18 protein-coding genes are annotated in these 22,215 nt (G+C 71.7%); all 18 read left to right on the top strand.

The features are described from left to right. Nucleotides 1–152 precede the first annotated feature (152 nt). The 18 genes from OG403_RS12845 (at nt 153) to OG403_RS12760 (ending at nt 22,194) form a co-directional block, all read left to right on the top strand. The gene (locus OG403_RS12845; RefSeq protein ID WP_329564188.1) at nt 153–659 is read left to right on the top strand and encodes a hypothetical protein; all 507 of its coding nucleotides are present in this window, start codon (nt 153–155) and stop codon (nt 657–659) included. Between the two features lie 88 nt (nt 660–747). Beyond that, nucleotides 748–2,148, top strand: a complete 1,401-nt coding sequence (folC, locus tag OG403_RS12840; RefSeq protein ID WP_442910908.1) for a bifunctional tetrahydrofolate synthase/dihydrofolate synthase — start codon at nt 748–750, stop codon at nt 2,146–2,148. A gap of 2 nt (nt 2,149–2,150) precedes the next feature. Further along, nucleotides 2,151–2,492 carry a DUF4233 domain-containing protein gene (locus OG403_RS12835; protein WP_329564186.1) on the top strand — a complete coding sequence of 114 codons (342 nt, stop codon included), beginning with the start codon at nt 2,151–2,153 and terminating at the stop codon, nt 2,490–2,492. Nucleotides 2,493–2,574: 82 nt separating this feature from the next. Further along, the gene (ndk, locus tag OG403_RS12830) at nt 2,575–2,988 is read left to right on the top strand and encodes a nucleoside-diphosphate kinase (protein WP_329564184.1); all 414 of its coding nucleotides are present in this window, start codon (nt 2,575–2,577) and stop codon (nt 2,986–2,988) included. Nucleotides 2,989–3,393: 405 nt separating this feature from the next. Continuing rightward, a complete protein-coding gene (locus OG403_RS12825) occupies nt 3,394–4,419 on the top strand; it encodes a rod shape-determining protein (protein ID WP_110671334.1) in 1,026 nt (341 codons plus the stop codon). Nucleotides 4,420–4,466: 47 nt separating this feature from the next. Then, a complete protein-coding gene (gene mreC / locus OG403_RS12820) occupies nt 4,467–5,450 on the top strand; it encodes a rod shape-determining protein MreC (protein ID WP_329564182.1) in 984 nt (327 codons plus the stop codon). Nucleotides 5,451–5,454: 4 nt separating this feature from the next. After that, entirely contained in the window at nt 5,455–6,072 is a 618-nt protein-coding gene (gene mreD / locus OG403_RS12815) for a rod shape-determining protein MreD (RefSeq protein ID WP_329564180.1), read from the top strand. Between the two features lie 62 nt (nt 6,073–6,134). Further along, nucleotides 6,135–8,345, top strand: a complete 2,211-nt coding sequence (gene mrdA, locus OG403_RS12810) for a penicillin-binding protein 2 (protein WP_329564178.1) — start codon at nt 6,135–6,137, stop codon at nt 8,343–8,345. After that, nucleotides 8,342–9,544: a rod shape-determining protein RodA gene (gene rodA / locus OG403_RS12805; protein WP_329564177.1), complete on the top strand. Its 1,203-nt coding sequence runs from the start codon at nt 8,342–8,344 to the stop codon at nt 9,542–9,544. The genes mrdA and rodA overlap by 4 nt, the downstream gene beginning before the upstream one ends. Nucleotides 9,545–9,712: 168 nt before the next feature. Continuing rightward, a complete protein-coding gene (locus tag OG403_RS12800) occupies nt 9,713–11,638 on the top strand; it encodes a TIGR03960 family B12-binding radical SAM protein (protein WP_329564175.1) in 1,926 nt (641 codons plus the stop codon). Nucleotides 11,639–11,941: 303 nt separating this feature from the next. Continuing rightward, nucleotides 11,942–12,745, top strand: a complete 804-nt coding sequence (locus OG403_RS12795) for a TIGR03936 family radical SAM-associated protein (protein ID WP_329564173.1) — start codon at nt 11,942–11,944, stop codon at nt 12,743–12,745. A 342-nt stretch (nt 12,746–13,087) separates the two neighbouring features. Next, on the top strand, nt 13,088–16,600 hold the full coding sequence (locus tag OG403_RS12790; RefSeq protein ID WP_329564172.1) for an Rne/Rng family ribonuclease: 3,513 nt from the start codon (nt 13,088–13,090) through the stop codon (nt 16,598–16,600). A 276-nt stretch (nt 16,601–16,876) separates the two neighbouring features. Further along, nucleotides 16,877–17,191, top strand: coding sequence for a 50S ribosomal protein L21 (gene rplU, locus OG403_RS12785; RefSeq protein WP_329564171.1), 315 nt, complete (start codon nt 16,877–16,879; stop codon nt 17,189–17,191). A 16-nt stretch (nt 17,192–17,207) separates the two neighbouring features. Further along, nucleotides 17,208–17,465 carry a 50S ribosomal protein L27 gene (rpmA, locus tag OG403_RS12780; protein WP_030309712.1) on the top strand — a complete coding sequence of 86 codons (258 nt, stop codon included), beginning with the start codon at nt 17,208–17,210 and terminating at the stop codon, nt 17,463–17,465. Nucleotides 17,466–17,580: 115 nt separating this feature from the next. Then, on the top strand, nt 17,581–19,059 hold the full coding sequence (obgE, locus tag OG403_RS12775) for a GTPase ObgE (RefSeq protein WP_329564167.1): 1,479 nt from the start codon (nt 17,581–17,583) through the stop codon (nt 19,057–19,059). 88 nt (nt 19,060–19,147) lie between these two features. Further along, nucleotides 19,148–20,302 carry a glutamate 5-kinase gene (proB, locus tag OG403_RS12770; protein ID WP_329564165.1) on the top strand — a complete coding sequence of 385 codons (1,155 nt, stop codon included), beginning with the start codon at nt 19,148–19,150 and terminating at the stop codon, nt 20,300–20,302. Between the two features lie 123 nt (nt 20,303–20,425). Next, nucleotides 20,426–20,812 (top strand): hypothetical protein, encoded by a 387-nt coding sequence (locus tag OG403_RS12765; protein ID WP_442911061.1) that lies wholly within the window; start codon nt 20,426–20,428, stop codon nt 20,810–20,812. Between the two features lie 89 nt (nt 20,813–20,901). Beyond that, complete coding sequence (locus OG403_RS12760; RefSeq protein ID WP_329564164.1) at nt 20,902–22,194, top strand: glutamate-5-semialdehyde dehydrogenase; 1,293 nt, start codon at nt 20,902–20,904, stop codon at nt 22,192–22,194. The last annotated feature ends 21 nt before the right edge of the window (nt 22,195–22,215 follow it).

The following is a 22,215-nucleotide window of genomic DNA, read 5'->3' as shown; positions in this document are numbered from 1 at the left end:
CCGGCGAGGAATTACCGATTGCTTTAATCGGTGACCGGGTTTTTTCGTTCTTTCGTCAGTTCTTGCGGCCAGGTCCGGTGACCTGCGAAGGCGTGCCGTATAGCGTGTTCCGCAGTTCCGAGTACGGGCACTCGGGAAAGGGAAGGCAGGGCATGGTGGCAGCTCACAGGTTGGCCGGCGAACTTCCTGCGCAGCGGGTCGAGGAGGCGAAGGGGCGAGCCGCGACCTTGTTGCTCGCGTTCCGACACGGCAATCAGGTCGCCTTCGACGCGGCGCTGGACCGCCTGCTGGCGGACCAGGCGGAGCGCGAGGTGGTCACCCTGCTCGCCTGGATCGCGGCCGAGGCGGTCCGCAAGGCCTACGCCCCCGAGGTCGGTGACCGGGTGCTGCGGGCGCTGGCCCGACGGGCTCCGCAGGACGAGATCGGGGTGCTGGTCGACGAGGAGTCGGCGGACGCGGCCCAGCTGATCGACGCGGTCCGGGCCGGCCGGGTGTCCGCCGTGCGGCAGCTGGTGGCCGCCACACCGGACACCACCTTCCTGCTCGGCGGCCTGCTCCAGGCGGTGGCGATGATGCTGCCGCTGCTGGCCGAGGACGAGGTGGACGAGGTGCTCGCCGAACTGCGGCTGCGGCAGAGTCCGGTACCGGCCGGGGTCTGAGCCGAGGCCCGCGCGTGGCGGCCCGGCGCCGGCGGGCCCCCGCGCCCCCTGCGCGGGAAGCGGGCGCCGGCGCTCGTAGACTGGGCGGGTGAGCAGCAGCGCCGGGCCGAACCCGTACACCATCCGTCCCAGCAGTGCGGACGACGCCGACCAGCCGCAGGGCCTGGCCGCGATCGAGGCCGAGCTGGCCAAGCGTTGGCCGGAGAACAAGCTGGAGCCCTCGCTCGACCGGATCAGCGCGCTGATGGACATCCTGGGTGAGCCGCAGCGCGCCTACCCCTCGATCCACATCACCGGCACCAACGGCAAGACGTCCACGGCCCGGATGATCGAGCAGCTGCTGAACACCTTCGAACTGCGCACCGGCCGCTACACCAGCCCGCACGTGGAGTCGGTGACCGAGCGGATCAGCATGGACGGGCAGCCGATCAGCGTCGACAAGTTCGTCGAGACCTACCGGGACATCGAGCCCTACGTGCGGATGGTCGACGAGACCCAGCCGGTCGCGCTCTCCTTCTTCGAGGTGCTCACCGGCATGGCGTACGCGGCCTTCGCCGACGCGCCGGTGGACGTGGCCGTGGTCGAGGTCGGCATGGGCGGCAGCTGGGATGCCACCAACGTGATCGATGCGGCGGTCTCCCTGATCACCCCGATCTCGCTGGACCACACCGACCGGCTGGGCAGCACCACCGGCGAGATCGCCACCGAGAAGTCCGGCATCATCAAGCCCGGCGCGCTCACCGTGGTCTCCCAGCAGCCGCTGGACGCGGCCCAGGTGATCCTGGAGCGCGCCGTCGAGGTCGACGCCACGGTGGCCCGGGAGGGCCTGGAGTTCGGCGTGCTCAGCCGGGAGATCGCGGTCGGCGGCCAGCTGATCACTCTGCGCGGGCTCGGTGGCGGCGAGTACTCGGACATCTTCATCCCGCTGCACGGCGAGCACCAGGCGCACAACGCCTCGATGGCGCTGGCCGCGGTGGAGGCGTTCTTCGGTGTCGGCGCGGCCCGCGAGGGCCAGCTGGACATCGACAAGGTGCGCCAGGCCTTCTCCGGGGTGAGCTCGCCCGGCCGGCTGGAGGTGGTCCGGCGCAGCCCCACCATCGTGCTGGACGCCGCGCACAACCCGGCCGGTGCCCGGGTCACGGCCACCGCGGTGGGCGAGGCCTTCGCCTTCAGCAGGCTGATCGGGGTGATCGCCACCAGCGGCGACAAGGACGTCACCGGCCTGCTGGAGGCCTTCGAGCCGATCCTGGCCGAGGTGGTCATCACCCAGAACTCCACCCACCGGGCGATGCCGGTGGACCTGCTGGCCGCCCAGGCCGTGGAGGTCTTCGGCGAGGACCGGGTGCAGATCGAGCCCCGGCTGGACGACGCGATCGAGGCCGCCGTCACCCTCGCCGAAGAGGAGGGCGACCTCAGTGGCGCGGGGGTGCTGATCACCGGTTCGGTGATCACCGTGGGCGAAGCCCGTCTGCTGCTCGGAAGGAAGTGACGATGCGTACGCTCTGCGCGTCCACGCTGATCGGTGAGGTCTTCGTGGTGCTGTTCGCGGCCTGTGTCGCGATGAAGATGACGGATGTCTCGACCGCGGTGGTCTGGGGTGTCAGCGGGGTGGTCATGCTCTTCTGCGTGCTGCTCTGCGGTGTGATCACCCGGCCCGGCGCGGTGGCCGCCGGCTGGGCGCTCCAGCTGGGCCTGCTGGCCTCCGGGCTGCTGCTGCCGACCATGTACGGGCTGGGCGTGATCTTCGCCGGGCTCTGGTGGTGCTCGGTGCACTACGGCCGCAAGATCGACGTCATCAAGGCGGAACGGGAGCGGGCGACAGCGGCTGCCTGAGCCGCTGTTCACGCAAGGTAATCTCTGCTTCGGTGGCCTACACCAGTTCCTGCCGTCCCACCCACACCACTGGAGCCGCACCGTGACCCAGCGCACTCTCGTCCTGCTCAAGCCCGACGCCGTCCGCCGTGGCCTGACCGGCGAGATCATCAGCCGGATCGAGCGCAAGGCCGGCTGGCAGCTGGCCGCCGTCGAGCTGCGCACCTTCGAGCGGTCGACGCTGGAGCAGCACTACGCCGAGCACGTCGGCCGTCCGTTCTACGAGCCGCTGCTGGAGTTCATGACCTCGGGTCCGTCGCTCGCGCTGATCGTCGAGGGCGAGAACGTGATCCCCGGCATCCGCGCGCTGGCCGGCGCCACCGACCCGCTGCAGGCGGGGGCCGGCACGATCCGCGGCGACTACGCCACGATCACCCGGGAGAACCTGATCCACGCCTCGGACTCGGAGGCCTCGGCCGAGCGCGAGATCAAGATCTTCTTTCCCGACCACGCCTGACCCGCGCCCGGCGGCGACACCCGGTCCGGCTTCAGGGCTCCATGCGGCCCCGATGCCCGGTCCGGGTCGAGGCATTCGCTGGATCTGACGCTCCGTCAGACCGCCCCCGATAGGCCGAGCACCATCGCAAAGGCTCAGCCAACCGTGGGAATTTGATCGTCAAATATGGAACTGGGTGCGCCGACACGGCGTCCAATGCCAGCAGAAGCGGTCATGCCACGCAGAATGGACGCCATGTCCACCCCGCCGACCAGCTCGCCGGGCGTGGCTACGATGGAGGCACCCTGCGGGCCCGAGTGGCCCGCCGCGCTCTCGGCGCGCCGCTGTGCGGGTCTCATGCGAGGCTCAACTCCCTGCCCATGACATCCAGTTCGGGAAGGCGTTCCACACTCCATGGCCAACAATCTGTCGTTCATCGGCCGTGACCTGGCGATCGACCTCGGCACTGCCAACACGCTGGTGTACGTCAGGGGCAAGGGGATCGTCCTGAACGAGCCGTCAGTCGTGGCGGTCAACACCAATACCGGCGGCATTCTCGCGGTCGGCTCCGAGGCGAAGAAGATGATCGGGCGCACGCCCGGCAACATCATCGCCATCCGCCCGCTCAAGGACGGTGTGATCGCCGACTTCGAGATCACCCAGCGGATGCTGCGCTACTTCATCCAGAAGATCCACCGCCGCCGCTACCTGGCCCGCCCCCGGGTGGTGGTCTGCGTGCCCAGCGGCATCACCGGCGTCGAGCGCCGGGCCGTGGTGGAGGCCAGCCACCTGGCCGGCGCCCGCCAGGTGCACATCATCGAGGAGCCGATGGCCGCCGCGATCGGCGCCGGGCTCCCGGTCCATGAGGCCACCGGGAACATGGTCGTCGACATCGGCGGCGGCACCACCGAGGTCGCGGTGATCTCGCTGGGCGGCATCGTCACCGCGCAGTCCATCCGGGTGGCCGGTGACGAGCTGGACAACGCGATCGTCCAGCACATCAAGAAGGAGTACTCGCTGCTGCTCGGCGAGCGCAGTGCCGAGCAGATCAAGATGAGCATCGGCTCGGCCTACGGCTCGGAGAACGAGAAGGACGAGCACGCCGAGATCCGCGGCCGGGATCTGGTCAGCGGCCTGCCGAAGACCGTGGTGATCTCCGCCGCCGAGGTCCGCGAGGCGATCGACGAGCCGGTCAACTCGATCATCGACGCCGTCAAGACCACCCTGGACCAGTGCCCGCCGGAACTGGCGGGCGATGTGATGGACCGTGGCGTGGTGCTCACCGGCGGCGGCGCGCTGCTGCGCGGCCTGGACGAGCGGCTGCGCCGGGAGACCGGCATGCCGATCCACATCGCGGAGAACCCGCTGGACTCGGTGGCGCTCGGCTCCGGCCGCTGCGTCGAGGAGTTCGAGGCACTGCAGCAGGTACTGGACGCGCAGCCGCGTCGTTAGACCCACCGTCAAGGCCGAACACGTTCAGAAGGGGCAGCCGCGCCGCCGTGAGGGACACACGAGAGAGTCGACTGCTGCTCATCCTGCTGGTGGCCGTCGCCTTCGCCCTGATCACCGTGGACATCAAGGGCGGCGAGAGCTCCCCGCTGAACGGTGCCCGCAGGACCGCGGCCGACCTCTTCGGTCCGGTCGAGCGGGGGGCCGCGGGGGCCGTCGACCCGATAGCGCGTACCGTCCGGGCGATCCGGGACTCCGGCACCGAGCAGCAGCGGCTGGACCGGATCGGCGAGGAGAACACCGAGCTGCGCCAGCGGCTCGCCTCCTCCGACGCCGCCACCGGACGCACCAAGCAACTGGACGACCTGCTGCGGACCGCCGGCACCGGCGGCTACACCATCAAGGCCGCGCAGGTGATCGCCATCGGCGCTGCGCAGGGCTTCTCCTGGACCATCACCATCGACGCCGGCAGCGACGACGGCCTGCAGCGGGACATGACCGTGATCAACGGCGCGGGCCTGGTCGGCCGGGTCACCACGGTCGCCCCGACCACCGCCACCGTGCTGCTCGCCACCGACCCCGGCTTCACCGCCGGCGCCCGGATGGAGGGCAGCGGCGAGATCGGCTTCGCCACCGGCCAGGGTCAGGGGCCGCTGAAGGTACAGCTGCTCAACGGCAAGGCGCAGGTCAAGCCGGGCGACCGGCTGGTCACCTTCGGCTCGCAGAGCGGGCGGCCGTTCGTGCCGGGCGTGCCGGTCGGTTCGGTCACCCAGGTGGAAGCGACTCCCGGAGAGCTGACCAAGACGGTGCTGGTCCAGCCGTTCGTCTCGTTCACCAGCCTCGACCTGGTCGGCGTGGTCGTGGTGCCGCCGCGCACCGACCCCAGGGACTCGGTGCTGCCGCCGGTCCCGAGCCCCAGCCCCACCCCGGTGCCCGCCCAGCCGGCGGCGGCCCAGCCCACCGCCACGGCGCAGCCCTCCGGCGCGCCGCAGCAGCAGCCTGCCCAGCCGTCCGCCTCGCCCACGGGGGACTGATCCGATGGTCGTCAAGCGCGCCCTGTTCGCCGCCCCGCTGATCCTGCTCGCCCTGGTGCTCCAGGTCAGCGTGCTGGGCCGGCTCCAGCTGCCCGGGGCCACCCCGGACCTGCTGCTGCTGGTGGTGGTCGCACTGGCGCTGGTCTTCGGACCGTCGGCCGGCTGCCTGACCGGGTTCGCCGCCGGGCTGCTGGCCGATCTGGCGCCGCCCTCCGACCACGCGATCGGCCGCTACGCGCTGGTGCTCTGCCTGATCGGGTACGGCGCCGGGCTGCTGGGCGCCGACCCGGGCCGCCAGCGGTCGGTGTTCGCCCCGCTGGTGGTGGTCGCGGGCGCCGCGGTGGTCTCCACCCTGCTGTACGCGGGGGTCGGCGCGCTGGTCGGCGACACCGCCGCCCGGCACGTCGGACTCCCGTCGCTGGCGGCCACCGCCTTCGTCTACGACCTGCTGCTGGCGCCGTTCGTGGTGCCCGTGGTGATGCTGCTGGCCCGCCGGCTCGATCCGTCCTCGACCGGCGGCGAGGTGACCGGTCCCGGCCTGGGCACCATCGCCCGCTACCGCACCACCCGTGAGCCGTCCGCCGGGCCGCCCGGTCGTCGGTTCCGCGGCACGCGGCCCTGATCGTTCTCTGGCCTGACTGTTCCTGACCGTCCTGGCCACCTTGCCGGAGGGGAGTCCTTGAGGTGAGCAACATCCCGGAGACCGGGCGCACCCGCCGGGTGACGATCCGTCTGGTCGTCCTGCAGATCCTGGTGCTGTCGCTGCTCGGCACGCTCGGCGGGCGGCTGTGGTACCTGCAGATCCGCAACGGCAGCCAGTACACCGCCCAGGCGTCCAACAACCACATCCGCGAGGTGGTCTCGCCGGCCATCCGCGGCGAGATCCTGGACGCCAGCGGGCAGGTGCTGGCCGGCAACCAGACCAAGCTGGTGGTCTCGGTCAGCCGCACCTCGCTGCTGGAGCAGAAGGACCACGGCAAGGCGGTGCTGACCCGGCTCGCCCAGGTGCTCGGGATGAACCCCAAGGACGTCCAGGACAAGGTCCGGCTCTGCGACGCGAAGACCCCGCAGCCCTGCTGGAACGGCTCGCCGTACCAGCCGATCCCGGTGACCGACCAGGCCACCACCCAGCAGGCGATGCAGATAATGGAACGCGGCGAGGACTTCCCCGGCATCACCGCCCAGCCCACCGCCCTGCGCCAGTACCCCGGGCCGGACGGCGCCAACATGGCCCAGGTGCTCGGCTACCTCTCGCCGGTCACCGACGACGAGGTCACCAAGACCGCGAACCAGAGCGGCAAGAACAAGTACCTGCCCAGCGACCAGATCGGCCGGGCCGGCCTGGAGTCGGTCTACGACAACGACCTGCGCGGCACCACCGGCGTCGACCGGCTGGAGGTGGACAACCTCGGCCGGGTGATCGGCAGCGCGGGCACCACCCCGGCCCAGCCCGGCGACAACGTGGTGACCAGCCTGGACGCCCGGGTGCAGAAGGTGGTCGAGGACAACCTCAACCAGGCGATGGTCGACGCCCGCAGCACCTTCGACACGGTGACCAACCAGAACTTCGTCGCCGACTCCGGCGCGGCCATAGTGATGGACGTGCACACCGGCCGGATCATCGCGATGGCCAGTGCCCCGACCTACGACCCCAACCTCTGGGTCGGCGGCATCTCCGCCAAGGACTACGCGAACCTGACCAACCAGGCCTCCAACTACCCGCTGCTCAACCGCGCGATCCAGGGCCAGTCGGCCCCCGGCTCGACCTTCAAGGTGGTCTCCACCAGCGCGGCCGTGCAGGCCGGTTACTCGCTGGACGGCCACTACCCGTGCCCGTCGAGCCTGACCATCGGCGGCCGCGAGTTCAAGAACTTCGAGGGCGAGTCGGCCGGTGACATCTCGCTGGAGAAGGCGCTGGAGATCTCCTGCGACACCGTCTTCTACGGCCTGTCCTACGACCAGTGGATGAAGGACGGCGGGATCCACCCGAAGAACCCGGCCGACTGGTTCTACAAGACCGCCCACCAGTTCGGCCTCGGTGCCAAGACCGGCATCGACCTGCCGGCCGAGGTGCCCGGCCGGGTCCCCGACCGCCAGTGGAAGACCGACTTCTTCAACGCCAACAAGGACGCCTGGTGCAAGCAGGCGGCCGGCGGCGGCACCGACTACGCCACCCAGATCGCCCGTGAGAACTGCGTGGACGGCAACGTGATGCGCGCCGGTGACTCCGTCAACTACGCCATCGGCCAGGGCGACACGCTGGTCACCCCGATCCAGATGGCCACCATCTACTCGGCGCTGGCCAACGGCGGCACGCTCTACAAGCCCAGCGTCGCCAAGGCGATCGTCACCCCCGGCGGCCAGCTGGTCCGCGACATCGCGCCGCAGGTCAGCGGCAAGCTGCCGGACGACCAGAAGACTCTGCAGTACATCGACCAGGCCACCGCGGGCGTGATCACCGAGGGCACCGCGGCCTGGAAGTTCACCGGCGCCGGCTGGCCGCAGGACAAGATCCAGCTGCACGCCAAGACCGGTACCGCCGAGGTCTACGGCAAGCAGACCACCTCGTGGCTGACCACCTACAGCAAGGACTACGCGGTGGTCATGACGATCAGCCAGGCCGGTACCGGCTCCGGCGGTTCGGGTGACGCGGTGCGCCGGATCTACCAGGCGCTGTACGGCGTGGACGACAAGGGCAACATCGACCAGACCAAGGCGCTGCTGCCCACCCCGCAGACCGCGCTGCCCAAGTTCAACCCGGACGGCACCGCGATCCTGCAGCCCGCCTCCTACAGCTACGACTACCCGTCGGCGCCCGGCCACTCGGCGGTCTACACCGACCTGCTCGCGCTGGAGCCCGCGCTGCGCACCCCGACCGGAAGGGGCCGGGCATGACGTCCTCCTACAGCTCCTACCGCCAGGTGCGGTTCTCCCCGCAACGTGGCCCGGTGGCCAGGGCGCTGGCCAAGAACGCCCCGCTGCGCCGCCTCGACTGGGTGATAATCCTGGCCGCGCTGGCCCTGTCGCTGGGCAGCTCGATGCTGGTCTGGTCGGCGACCCGGGGCCGCGACTCGCTGACCCACGGGGACCCGCAGTACTTCCTGTACCGCCACCTGACCAACATGGTGATCGGCGTTGCGCTCTGCGCGGGCGCGATCGCGATAGGGCACCACCGGATCAAGGCCGCGGTGCCGGTGCTCTACGCGCTGGCGCTGCTGATGCTCCTCGCCACCCTCAGCCCGCTGGGCTCGACGATCAACGGCGCGCACTCCTGGATCCAGTTCGGCGGTGGCTTCTCGATCCAGCCCGCCGAGTTCGCCAAGCTGGCGATCGTGCTCGGGATGGCCCTGGTGCTCTCCTCCCGGGTGGACAGCGGCGAGCGTGACATGCCCACCAGCCGCACCGTGCTGCAGGCCCTGGTGCTGGGCGGGATCCCGATCGCGGTCGTGCTGCTGATGCCCGACCTCGGCTCGGTGATGGTGATGGCGGTGACCATCCTGGGCATCCTGCTCTCCGCCGGGGTGGCCAACCGCTGGCTATTCGGCCTGCTGGCGACCGGCGGGCTCGGCGCGGCCGCGGTCTGGAAGCTGGGCATCCTCAGCAAGTACCAGATCGACCGCTTCGCGGCCTTCGCCAACCCGGCCCTGGACCCGTCGGGCGTCGGCTACAACACCGCCCAGGCCCGGATCGCGATCGGCTCCGGCGGCCTGACCGGCAAGGGCCTCTTCCACGGCACGCAGACCATAGGGCAGTTCGTCCCCGAGCAGCAGACCGACTTCGTCTTCACGGTCGCGGGGGAGGAGCTGGGCTTCGTCGGCGGGCTGGCCATCATCGTGCTGGTCGGCATCATCCTCTGGCGGGCCTGCCGGATCGCCCGGCAGGCCACCGACCTGTTCGGCACCGTGGTCGCCGGCGGGGTGATCGCCTGGTTCGCCTTCCAGTCCTTCGAGAACATCGGCATGACGCTGGGCATCATGCCGGTGGCCGGCATCCCGCTGCCCTTCGTCAGTTACGGCGGCTCGTCGATGTTCGCGGGGTGGATCGCGATCGGGCTGCTCCAGGCGGTCCGGACCCAGCGGCCGATAGCGGGCTGAGTACCAGCGGTGGCCGTGCGCGTTCGAACGCGCACGGCCACTCGTCGTTCGGGGATGGCCGACGCGTCACGCTACCCTTGAGGGTCACCCCCTCCGCCCACCCGTCGCCCGCCGCCCTACCGAGGGCGCGCCGCGCGCGGCACCTACCGAGACAAAGGGTTTCGCCGTATGCCAGTCGAATCGGTCTTCCCACGCCTGGAGGCCCTCCTCCCGCACGTCCAGAAGCCGATCCAGTACGTCGGCGGCGAGCTCAACTCGACCGTCAAGGAGTGGGACTCCTGTGACGTGCGGTGGGCCCTGATGTACCCGGACGCGTACGAGGTCGGGCTGCCCAACCAGGGCGTCATGATCCTCTACGAGGTGCTGAACGAGCGCGAGGGCGTGCTGGCCGAGCGGACGTACAGCGTCTGGCCGGACCTGGAGGCGCTGATGCGCGAGCACCAGGTGCCCCAGTTCACGGTGGACGGGCACCGGCCGGTCAAGGACTTCGACGTGTTCGGGCTCTCCTTCTCCACCGAGCTCGGCTACACCAACATGCTGACCGCGCTCGACCTGGCCGGCATCCCGCTGGACGCCAGGGACCGCACCGACGAGCACCCGATCGTGCTGGCCGGCGGCCACGCCGCGTTCAACCCCGAGCCGATCGCGGACTTCATCGACTGCGCGGTGGTCGGCGACGGCGAGCAGGCCGTGCTCGACATCACCGAGATCATCCGGGCCTGGAAGGCCGAGGGCCGCCCCGGCGGCCGGGACGAGCTGTTGCTGCGCCTGGCCAGGACCGGCGGGGTCTATGTGCCCCGGTTCTACGACGTGGAGTACCTGGCCGACGGCCGGATCGCCCGCGTGGTGCCGAACGCGCCCGGCGTGCCGTGGCGGGTCTCCAAGCACACCGTGATGGACCTGGACGAGTGGCCCTACCCCAAGCAGCCGCTGGTCCCGCTCGCCGAGACGGTGCACGAGCGGATGTCCGTGGAGATCTTCCGCGGTTGCACCCGCGGCTGCCGCTTCTGCCAGGCCGGCATGATCACGCGCCCCGTGCGGGAGCGAAGCATCACCGGCATCGGCGAGATGGTGGAGCGCGGGCTGAAGGCCACCGGCTTCGAGGAGGTCGGTCTGCTCTCGCTGTCCAGCGCCGACCACACCGAGATCGGGGACATCGCCAAGGGCCTGGCCGACCGCTACACCGAGGACAAGATCGGCCTCTCGCTGCCCTCCACCCGGGTCGACGCCTTCAACATCGACCTGGCCAACGAGCTGACCCGCAACGGCCGCCGCTCCGGCCTCACCTTCGCCCCCGAGGGCGGCAGTGAGCGGATCCGCAAGGTGATCAACAAGATGGTGTCGGAGGAGGACCTGATCCGCACCGTCGCCACCGCCTACGGCAACGGCTGGCGCCAGGTGAAGCTGTACTTCATGTGCGGCCTGCCCACCGAGACCGACGAGGACGTCCTGCAGATCGGCACCATGGCCAAGAACGTGATCCAGAAGGGTCGCGAGGTCACCGGTCAGAACGACATCCGCTGCACCGTCTCGATCGGCGGCTTCGTCCCCAAGCCGCACACCCCCTTCCAGTGGGCCCCGCAGCTCTCCGCCGAGGAGACCGACGCCCGGCTGGCCAAGCTGCGCGACTCGATCCGCGGCGACCGCAAGTACGGCAAGAACATCGGTTTCCGCTACCACGACGGCAAGCCCGGCATCGTGGAGGGCCTGCTCTCCCGCGGCGACCGCCGGATCGGCGCGGTCATCCGCGCGGTCTACGAGGACGGTGGCCGGTTCGACGGCTGGCGCGAGCACTTCTCCTACGACCGCTGGATGCAGGCCGCCGAGAAGGGCCTGGCCGGCACCGGCGTCGACGTCGCCTGGTACACCACCCGCGAGCGCGGCTACGAGGAGGTGCTGCCCTGGGACCACCTGGACAGCGGCCTCGACAAGGACTGGCTCTGGGAGGACTGGCAGGACGCCCTGGAGGAGGTCGAGGTGGACGACTGCCGCTGGACCCCGTGCTTCGACTGCGGGGTGTGCCCGCAGATGGACACTTCCATTCAAATCGGGCCTACCGGACAGAAGCTGCTGCCGCTGACCGTCGTGAAGTAGCCGTTCGAGTGCCGGGGATGCCTCGGGTGGATTGTCCGCCCGGGGCATTCTCGTGTTCGAGCGGGGTGGGCGACGTCGAAACCATCACCTGGCACGCCGAGTTGAAGACCGGCGGGCCGGCCGGGCCGGGCTCGCCGGACCGACCGGGCGGGTGGCCGTGCGGCCCCGGGTAGGCTTGGACCTTGACAGCGTCCGGACCGGTGGCACCCAGTACCATCAGCGCCGCCCCGGACCAGGCTTCTCACGAAGGACTGAGCGACCCTGGCACGCCGCACGCCCGATGGTCCGCCTCCCGCGCCGACGGTGCAGCGCATCCGTTTGCGCTACACCAAGAGGGGCCGTCTGCGCTTCACCAGCCACCGCGACTTCCAGCGCGCCTTCGAGCGGGCCCTGCGCCGTTCCGCCGTCCCGATGGCGTACTCGGCCGGCTTCACCCCGCACCCCAAGGTCTCCTACGCCAACGCCGCCCCGACCGGGGTGGCCAGTGAGGCGGAGTACCTGGAGATCGGTCTGGCCGAGATCCGGGACCCCGAGGCGCTGCGCGCGCAGCTGGACGAGTCGCTGCCGGCCGGGCTGGACATCGTGGACGCCGTCGAGGTGCGCACCCCGAACTTCGTGGAGCGGCTGGAGGCCTCGCTCTGGGAGCTGCGGCTGCCCGGCGTGACCGAGGACGAGGCGGGCGCGGCGATCGGGCTGTTCCTGGCCGCCGAGCGGGTCGAGGTCGAACGGCAGACCAAGAACGGGTTGCGGGTCTTCGACGCGCGCGAGGCGGTGAGCCGGCTGGAGCTGGTCTCCCCGCAGGTCGGCGTTGGTCCGCTCGGGGAATCCTCAGCCACCTCCGATGTTCGTACCGGTCAGGCCTGTGCGATACTGCGCCTGGTAGTACGACACGCCACACCCGCCGTACGACCAGACGACGTCTTGTCCGGTCTCCGTGCGACGGCCGACCTGGCGCTGCCGGTCCCCGCTGAGGTGACCAGGCTGGCGCAGGGGCCGCTCGATGAGGAGACCGGCACGGTGACCGACCCGCTGGCGCTCGACCGCGCTGCGGCCCCGGCCGTCCCATCGGAGGCGGCCGTCGAGCCGCAGGCAGCAGCGTCCGCCTAGCGGGCGGAGGCAGGAGCCGGATTTACCGCCCGGCTCCGCGCGCTCCAGGCCGCCGCGGCTCCCTCGGGGAGCGAGCGTCGTCGCGCATAGGCCCTGGGAGCCACCTGGGTTGTGGGGCCGCGCAGCTTGGGAAAACCTGAGAACACTGGTCAGACCAGAAGACTTTTCGACACCCCGCACCGTGCGGGGCGCCGAGCGAGACTACGAGCCCCTGTGCGGCCTCGCGTCCGCACGGCGGCACCGTGGAGAGTCGGCTTGGGCGCCATCGCGCCCGAGGCCGGCCACCGGTGCCCGGCCGTGCCTGGGTGCGGAGCCCGGGGGCCTGACGGGAGATCCACCCGCATGCCTGAGAACGAGAACAACGAGAACAACGATTCGCAGCAGAACCCGATCGGGGATGCTGCCCCGCCGCGTCGGCGTCGCCGCGCGGTGTCCCGCCCGACCGGTACCCCGCAGGGGGCCGAGGGCGTCGAGACCGTGATCCCGGTCGAGGCCGCCGCCACCGCTGCGGTGGCTGCGGCGCCGGTCGAGGAGCCCGCCGCTGAGAAGCCGGTCCGGGCCCGCCGCACCCGTAAGCGTGCCGAGTCCCCGGTGACCAGCCCGGCGGCCGAGACCCCGGCTGTCGAGGAGACGCCGGTTGCGGCTGCGGCGCCGGTCGAGGAGCCCGCCGCTGAGAAGCCGGTCCGGGCCCGCCGCACCCGCAAGCGTGCCGAGGCCCCGGTGGTCGAGGAGACCCCGGCTGTCGAGGAGACGCCGGTTGTGGCTGCGGCGCCGGTCGAGGAGCCCGCCGCTGAGAAGCCGGTCCGGGCCCGCCGCACCCGTAAGCGTGCCGAGTCCCCGGTGACCAGCCCGGTCGTCGAGGAGCCCGCCGTCGAGGAGCCCGTCGCCGAGGAGGAGCCCACCGAGGAGACCCCGGCTGCGCCCGCCCCGGCTGAGCAGCCCGCCCCGGTCGAGGAGCACCACGCCGAGGCCCCCCGCGCCCGGCGCCGCGCGGTGCGCCCCGCCACCGCGATCTTCCAGGCCCCGGTCTTCCAGGAGCCCGCCGCCTACGTCGCGCCGGCCCAGGCGGCCCCCGCCGCTGCCCCGGCCGCGCCCGCCGCCGAGCCGAAGGCCGCCACCAAGGCCGCGCCCGCCAGCAAGGCCGCGCCCGCCGCCGAGCCGAAGGCCGCCGCCAAGGCCGTGCCCGCCGCGTCCGAGTCGGACGACGAGTACGAGTACAGCGGCGTCGGCCGCCGTCGCCGCGGCGGACGGGCCGCCGTGCGGGTCACTCCGCCGTCCCGTCCCGCCCGCGGGGCCGCCGAGCCGAAGGCCGCTGCCGCTGCCGCCGCCGCTCCCGCGCCCGCTCCTGCTCCCGCCCCCGTGGCGCCGGAGCAGCCCGTCGAGGCCGTCGCGCCCGCGCAGGGCCCGGAGCAGGAAGCCGACTGGGAGGAGGACGGTCGCCCGTCCTCGCGCCGTCGCCGTCGTGGCGGCCGTCGCCGCCGTCGTGGCGAGGCCGAGGAGTTCGAGACCGAGGGCCAGGAGCTGGAGCAGCCCGCAGCCGCGGTGACCGAGGCCGTCGAGGCCGACACCGAGGCCGAGGAGGAGGACGAGGACGACCTGGCCAACGGCCTGGCTTCCTCGCGCCGTCGCCGTCGCCGTCGCCGCCGCAGCGGGGAGACCGGGGGCGAGGTCGCCGAGCCGGCCGCCGAGGACGGTGTCCGCACGGTCGTGAAGGTGCGCGAGCCGCGTCGCCGCTCGACCGAGCCGTCCTTCGACCCGGACGAGGTGCAGTCGATCAAGGGCTCCACCCGCCTGGAGGCCAAGAAGCAGCGCCGCCGCGAGGGCCGTGAGCTGGGCCGCCGCCGGGTGCCGATCATCACCGAGGCCGAGTTCCTGGCCCGCCGCGAGTCGGTCGAGCGGGTCATGGTGGTCCGGCAGAACGGTGAGCGCACCCAGATCGGCGTCCTGGAGGACGGCGTCCTGGTCGAGCACTACGTCAACAAGGAGCAGGCCACCTCCTACGTCGGCAACGTCTACCTGGGCAAGGTCCAGAACGTGCTGCCGTCGATGGAGGCCGCCTTCGTCGACATCGGCAAGGGCCGCAACGCGGTGCTCTACGCCGGTGAGGTGAACTTCGGTCAGCTCGGCCACAGCGGCCCGCGCCGGATCGAGTCGGTGCTGAAGTCGGGCCAGTCCGTGCTGGTCCAGGTCTCCAAGGACCCGATCGGCCACAAGGGCGCCCGGCTGACCAGCCAGATCTCGCTGCCCGGCCGCTACCTGGTCTACGTGCCCGAGGGTTCGATGACCGGCATCAGCCGCAAGCTCCCGGAGAACGAGCGGGCCCGCCTCAAGCAGATCCTCAAGAAGATCGTCCCGGACGACGCGGGCGTCATCGTGCGCACCGCCGCCGAGGGCGCCAGCGAGGAGGAGCTCACCCGCGACGTGCAGCGCCTGCAGGCGCAGTGGGAGGAGATCCAGAAGAAGGCGGCCTCCGGCAACGCGCCCACGCTGCTCTACGGCGAGCCGGACATGACCGTCCGGGTCGTGCGCGACATCTTCAACGAGGACTTCACCAAGGTCATCGTCTCCGGCAACGAGGCCTGGACCACCATCCACGACTACGTCGGCGGCGTGGCCCCCGACCTGGTGGACCGGCTGCAGAAGTGGACGTCCAACGTCGACGTCTTCGCCACCTACCGGATCGACGAGCAGCTGATGAAGGCGCTGGACCGCAAGGTCTGGCTGCCCAGCGGCGGTTCGCTGGTGATCGACCGGACCGAAGCGATGGTCGTGGTCGACGTCAACACCGGCAAGTTCGTCGGCCAGGGCGGCAACCTGGAAGAGACCGTCACCCGCAACAACATCGAGGCGGCCGAGGAGATCGTCCGCCAGCTGCGGCTGCGCGACCTCGGCGGCATCATCGTGATCGACTTCATCGACATGGTGCTGGAGTCCAACCGCGACCTGGTGCTGCGCCGCCTGCTGGAGTGCCTGGGCCGGGACCGGACCAAGCACCAGGTGGCCGAGGTCACCTCGCTCGGCCTGGTGCAGATGACCCGCAAGCGGGTCGGCCAGGGGCTGCTGGAGTCCTTCTCCGAGTCCTGCGTGCACTGCAACGGGCGCGGCGTGATCGTCCACATGGAGCAGCCGACCGCCCCCGGCGGCGGTGGCGGCCCGGTCGGCACCGCCGGCGAGGCCGCGGGTGCGGGCACGGGCAAGCGCCGGCGCCGTGGCAAGGGCGGGGTCGGGCACGAGGAGCCGCAGCCGCACCTGATCGAGGACGAGTCGGGCGCGGACCACGAGCACGAGGAGTTCGAGCTGATCGCTCCCGAGGCGCCGGCCGCGCAGCGCGTCGAGGCCCCGGTCGTCGAGGAGGAGCCGGCTGCCGAGGAGGCCGTCGAGGCCCCCGTGGCGGAGCAGCCGAGCCTGGTGGAGATCGCGCCGGTCGCGACCCCGGCCGCCGGCCGTACCCGCCGCCGTGCGGTGCGCAAGGCGACCGCTTCGGCGGGCGCGCCGGACGAGGCCGAGATCGTGGTGCTGCAGTCGCGCGCCGAGGCCGTGGTGGAGGCCGCGCTGGCCGCCGCCGCGCCGGCCCCGGCCGTCGAGGTCCCGGCTGCCGAGGCCCCGGTCGTCGAGCAGGAGCCCGCCGTCGAGCAGGCGCCGGTCGAGCAGCCGGAGGCCGAGGAGGCCGCGGCCGAGGAGCCGGCGCCGAAGAAGCGGGCCCCGCGCAAGGCCGCCGCCAAGAAGACCGCCGCCGCCGTCAAGAAGACGACGACGACGGCCAAGAAGACCACCGCCCGCAAGACCGCGACCAAGCGGACCAGCGCGGCGGCCAAGAAGGCAGCTGCGGCCGAGGGTGATTCGGCCGCGGAGTGACCCGGAGCGCGGGGGCGGCCACCGGCCGCCCCCGCGCCTCGTAGGGATCGGTTCGCGGGTCGCCCGGTGATTTGCCGAGTCCGTGATCGCTTGGCAAACTGCCCAGTTTGCCCCAGCGGCAGCCGGTCCGTATTCTTGACCTTCGGCGTGTCTACGCCACGCTCCCGAGCACATCACCTCCCGGACCTTCGCGAGAAGGATCGGGGGAGGCTGCTGTGTCCATACCCAGCGGCTGGCATCGAGAGTTCCGAACCGAGTAGTGAAAGCAGGTACCGCATGTACGCGATCGTTCGCGCCGGCGGCCGCCAGCACAAGGTCGCCGTGGGCGACGTGCTGGAGATCGACCGTGTTGACGTCAAGCCGGGTGACTCGGTGGAGCTCTCGACCATCATGGTCGTCGACGGCGAGGCCGTCACGCTCGACCCGTGGGTGCTGGCCGGTGTGAAGGTTCACGCCGAGGTCGTCGACCACACCAAGGGTGACAAGATCATCATCCTTCGGTACAAGAACAAGACCGGCTACCGTCGGCGCCAGGGTCACCGCCAGCGCCACACCGCCGTCCGCATCACGAGCATCGACTCCGCGAAGTAAGTAAGGGGATAGCGAGATGGCACACAAGAAGGGCGCAAGCTCTACCCGCAACGGCCGTGACTCGAACGCCCAGCGCCTGGGCGTGAAGCGCTTCGGCGGCCAGGTCGTCAGCGCCGGCGAGATCCTGGTCCGCCAGCGTGGCACCCACTTCCACCCGGGTGCGGGCGTCGGTCGCGGTGGCGACGACACCCTGTTCGCGCTGACCGCCGGTGCGGTTCAGTTCGGCACCCGTCGCGGCCGCAAGGTCGTCAACATCGTGGCCGTCGAGGCCTGATCCAGCTCTTCCGCTGGGTCCTGTGCAGGGTGGATCGGGTCTCTCCGGTCCACCCTGCACGCTTTTTTACAGAACCCGGGTTCGTCACCCTGTTCGTCAACTGGAGGCACCGCTCATGACCACCTTCGTGGACCGCGTCGAACTGCACGTCGCCGCGGGTAACGGAGGCCACGGCTGCGCCTCCGTACACCGGGAGAAGTTCAAGCCGCTCGGCGGCCCGGACGGCGGCAACGGCGGTGAGGGCGGCACCGTGACCCTGGTGGTCGACGCCAACATCACCACCCTGCTCGAGTACCACCACTCGCCCAAGCGCAAGGCCGGCAACGGCAAGCCGGGCGCGGGCGGCCACCGCACCGGTGCCAACGGCGAGGACCTGGTGCTGCCGGTGCCGGACGGCACCGTGGTGCTGGACCGGCAGGGCAACGTGCTGGGCGACCTGGTCGGCCACGGCACCACCTTCGTGGCCGCGGCCGGCGGTCGCGGCGGACTCGGCAACTCGGCGCTCGCCTCGGCCCGTCGCAAGGCCCCCGGCTTCGCGCTGCTCGGTGAGCCGGGCGAGGCCCGCGACATCGTGATGGAGCTCAAGTCCGTCGCCGACGTCGCCCTGGTGGGTTACCCGAGCGCCGGCAAGTCCTCGCTGATCTCGGTGCTCTCGGCCGCCAAGCCGAAGATCGCGGACTACCCGTTCACCACCCTGATCCCCAACCTCGGCGTGGTCACCGCCGGCGACACCGTCTACACGGTCGCCGACGTGCCGGGGCTGATCCCCGGCGCCAGCCAGGGCAAGGGCCTGGGCCTGGAGTTCCTGCGGCACGTCGAGCGCTGCACCGTGCTGGTGCACGTGCTGGACTGCGCCACCCTGGAGCCCGGCCGCGACCCGCTCTCCGACCTGGAGACCATCGAGGCCGAACTGGCCCAGTACGGCGGCCTGGACGACCGGCCCCGGCTGGTCGCGCTGAACAAGGTGGACGTGCCGGACGGCCAGGACATCGCCGACCTCACCCGCGCCTCGCTGGAGGAGCGCGGCTACCGGGTCTTCGAGGTCTCCGCCGCCTCCCGCTCCGGCCTGCGCGAGCTCAACTTCGCGATGGCCGGCATCGTCGCCGAGGCCCGCGCGGCCAAGCCGATCGAGGAGGCCACCCGGATCGTGCTGCGGCCCAAGGCCGTTGACGACGAGGGCTTCACGGTCACCGAGGAGGATGGCGCCTTCCGAGTGCGCGGCGTCAAGCCGGAGCGCTGGGTGCGCCAGACCGACTTCGCCAACGACGAGGCCGTCGGCTACCTGGCCGACCGGCTGGCCCGCCTCGGTGTCGAGGACAGGCTGTGGAAGGTCGGCGCCCAAGAGGGTGACACCGTCATCATCGGCCCCGACGAGAACGCGGTCGTCTTCGACTGGGAGCCGACCATGGCCGCCGGCGCGGAGATGCTCGGCCGCCGCGGCGAGGACCACCGCTTCGAGACGCCCCGTCCGGCCGTCGACCGCCGCCGCGAGAAGTCGAAGGGCCGGGACGCCGCCGAGGCCGAGTTCCTGGCCTTCGAGGCACTCTCCTCCGGCCGCCAGGCGGAGCTGGACGAGAGCGACGACGAGGACTGAGCGTCCACCGGGTGAAACCCGGTACTGGCCGGTCCGGGATCTCGCGTAGATTGCGCGGAAGACCGGACCGGCACAGCGAGGAAGACCGATGACCGATCAGATCCCCCTGACCGATCCGACCCTGCGTCAGGACGTGCTGACCGCCCGGCGGATCGTGCTCAAGGTCGGCTCCTCCTCGCTCACCACGGCGAGTGGCGGGCTGGACGCTGACCGGGTGGACGCGCTGGTCGACGCCCTCGCCAAGGTGCTGGCCAGGCCCGCCGCACCGGAGATCGTGCTGGTCTCGTCCGGCGCCATCGCCGCCGGCCTGGCGCCGCTGGGGCTCGCCAACCGCCCCAAGGACCTGGCCCGCCAGCAGGCCGCCGCCAGCGTCGGCCAGGGCCTCCTGGTGGCCCGCTACACCGCCTCCTTCGCCCGCTACGGCCGGCGGGTCGGCCAGGTGCTGCTCACCGCCGAGGACGCCAGCCGCCGCGCGCACTACCGCAACGCCTACCGGACCCTGGACCAGCTGCTCGCGATGGGCGCGGTCCCGGTGGTCAACGAGAACGACACCGTCGCCACCGCCGAGATCAAGTTCGGTGACAACGACCGCCTCGCGGCGCTGGTCGCCCACCTGGTCCGGGCCGACCTGCTGATCCTGCTCTCCGACGTGGACGGCCTCTACGACGGCGACCCGAGCAGGCCCGGCACCCGGCGGATCGAGCAGGTGAACGGCCCGCACGACCTCGAAGGCATCGAGATCGGCAGCGCCGGCAAGGCGGGAGTGGGCACCGGCGGCATGGTGACCAAGGTCGAGGCGGCCCGGATCGCCACCGGCGCCGGCATCCCGGTGGTGCTCACCGCCGCCCGGCACGCCGCCGACGCGCTGGCCGGCCGTCCCACCGGCACCCTCTTCACCCGCACCGGCGCGCGCACCGCCGACCGGCTGCTCTGGTTGGCGCACGCGAGCAGCCCGCGCGGTGCCCTGCACCTGGACGAGGGCGCGGTGCGCGCGGTGGTCGAGGGCGGCAAGTCGCTACTGCCGGCGGGTGTCACCAAGGTGGACGGCGAGTTCGCCGCGGGCGATCCGGTCGACCTTCTTGCCGAAAACGGCCACATCGTCGCTCGTGGCCTGGTCAACTTTGATGCGAGGGAGCTGCCGCGCCTGCTGGGTCGCTCGACCCGGGAGCTGGCCCAGAAGCTCGGTGCCGCGTACGAGCGCGAGGTCATCCACCGGGACGACCTGGTGGTGCTGCGCGGCTGACGGTCCGTCCGGTCGCGGCGGGGCCGGTACAGACCAACGCCGAACAGGAGGCCGCCGGTGGGACGTTGGGGCGACCGAGCGCTGCCGCAGGCGGCAGGGGAGGGCGGTGCCACCGTCCATCAGCTGCGGCTGGGCTACGACGGCGCCGATGGCGCGGACGGCGTGGAGCAGGGCCGGCTCTGGCACGTGGTGCTCAGCGTGGCCGGGGAGGTGACGCCGCTGGGCGCGCTGCGCGCCGGGCTGGAGCGGCTCGCCCATGACCACTCGTTCTTCCTGACCGCCCGGTACGCCGCCGACCACGCGGAGATCCGCTACTGGGAGCAGGCCCGTGACCTGCACGACGCGGCGGCCATCGCGCTGCGGCTGTGGGGCGAGCACAAGGCCAGCGCCAAGCTGCCGCCGTGGGAGATCGTCGGTCTGGAGGTGGTCGACCGGGCCACCTACCACCAGCGGGTCGCCGAGGGTTTCGGCGAACCGCCGTCCCAGCTGGGCGGCGTGCATCCCTACTGAGACCGACCGGACCGAGACCGACCGGCCCGAGCCGTCTCACCGGGTGGCGGCCGGGCAGTCGGCCGTCGCCCAGTCGCTACCCTCAGGGCATGACCATCGACAGCCCCGTCCTCGCCACCGCGCGCCGCGCCCGTACGGCCGCCGCCGCACTCGCTCCGCTGCCGCGCTCGGCCAAGGACGCCGCGCTGCTGGCGATCGCCGAGGCGCTCACCGGGCGGGCCGCGGAGATCACCGCCGCCAACGCCGAGGACGTCGCCCGGGCCGTCGCGGCCGGTACCCCCGAGTCGGTGATCGACCGGCTGACCCTCACCGAGGAGCGGATCGCCGCCATCGCCGCCGACGTGCGCAGCGTGGTCGGCCTGCCCGACCCGGTGGGCGAGGTGGTGCGCGGCTACACGCTGCCCAACGGCCTGGACGTGCGCCAGGTCCGGGTGCCGCTCGGCGTGGTCGGCATCATCTACGAGGCCCGCCCGAACGTCACGGTGGATGCCGCCGCGCTCTGCCTGAAGTCCGGCAACGCGGTGCTGCTGCGCGGTTCCGCCTCCGCCTACCGCTCGAACACCGCGCTGGTCGCGGTGCTGCGCGACGCGGTGGCCGCCGCCGGGCTGCCCGCCGACGTGATCCAGCTGGTGCCGGGGGAGAGCCGCGACTCGGTGACCGAGCTGATGCGGGCCCGCGGCCTGGTCGACGTGCTGATCCCGCGCGGTGGCGCCTCGCTGATCAAGACCGTGGTGGAGGGCTCCACGGTGCCGGTGATCGAGACCGGGACCGGCAACTGCCACGTCTACGTGGATGCCGACACCGATCTCGCGATGGCGGTCGGGATCCTGCTCAACTCCAAGACGCAGCGGGTCAGCGTCTGCAACACGGCCGAGACCCTGCTGGTCCACCAGGCGGTGGCCGGGGAGTTCCTGCCGCTCGCGCTGGCCGCGCTCGCCGAGGCCGGGGTGACGGTGCACGGGGACGAGGCGGTGCTGAAGCTGGCGGCCGGCTCGCCCGCCACCGTGCTGCCCGCCACCGACGAGGACTGGGCGGCGGAGTACCTCTCGCTGGACCTGGCCGCCGCCGTGGTGCCCTCGCTGGAGGCCGCCGTCGAGCACATCCGGCGCTGGTCCTCCGGCCACACCGAGGCGATCGTGACCACCTCGCAGGCCGCCGCCCGCCGCTTCACCCAGCTGGTCGACGCGGCCACGGTCGCCGTCAACGCCTCCACCCGGTTCACCGACGGAGGTGAGTTCGGGTTCGGCGCCGAGATCGGCATCTCGACCCAGAAGCTGCACGCCCGTGGACCGATGGGCCTGCCCGAGCTGACCTCGACCAAGTACATCGTCACCGGCGACGGGCACCTGCGCGGGGCCGCCACCCCGACCGTCGGCGGCTGATCGGCGCACGCCGCGCCGTCC

It is taken from the genome of Kitasatospora sp. NBC_01266 (genome assembly GCF_036242395.1).
In the GTDB taxonomy this organism is placed as follows: domain Bacteria; phylum Actinomycetota; class Actinomycetes; order Streptomycetales; family Streptomycetaceae; genus Kitasatospora.
The sequence above is the reverse complement of the archived record's forward strand: the minus strand, read 5'-3'. Positions and strand labels throughout refer to the sequence as shown.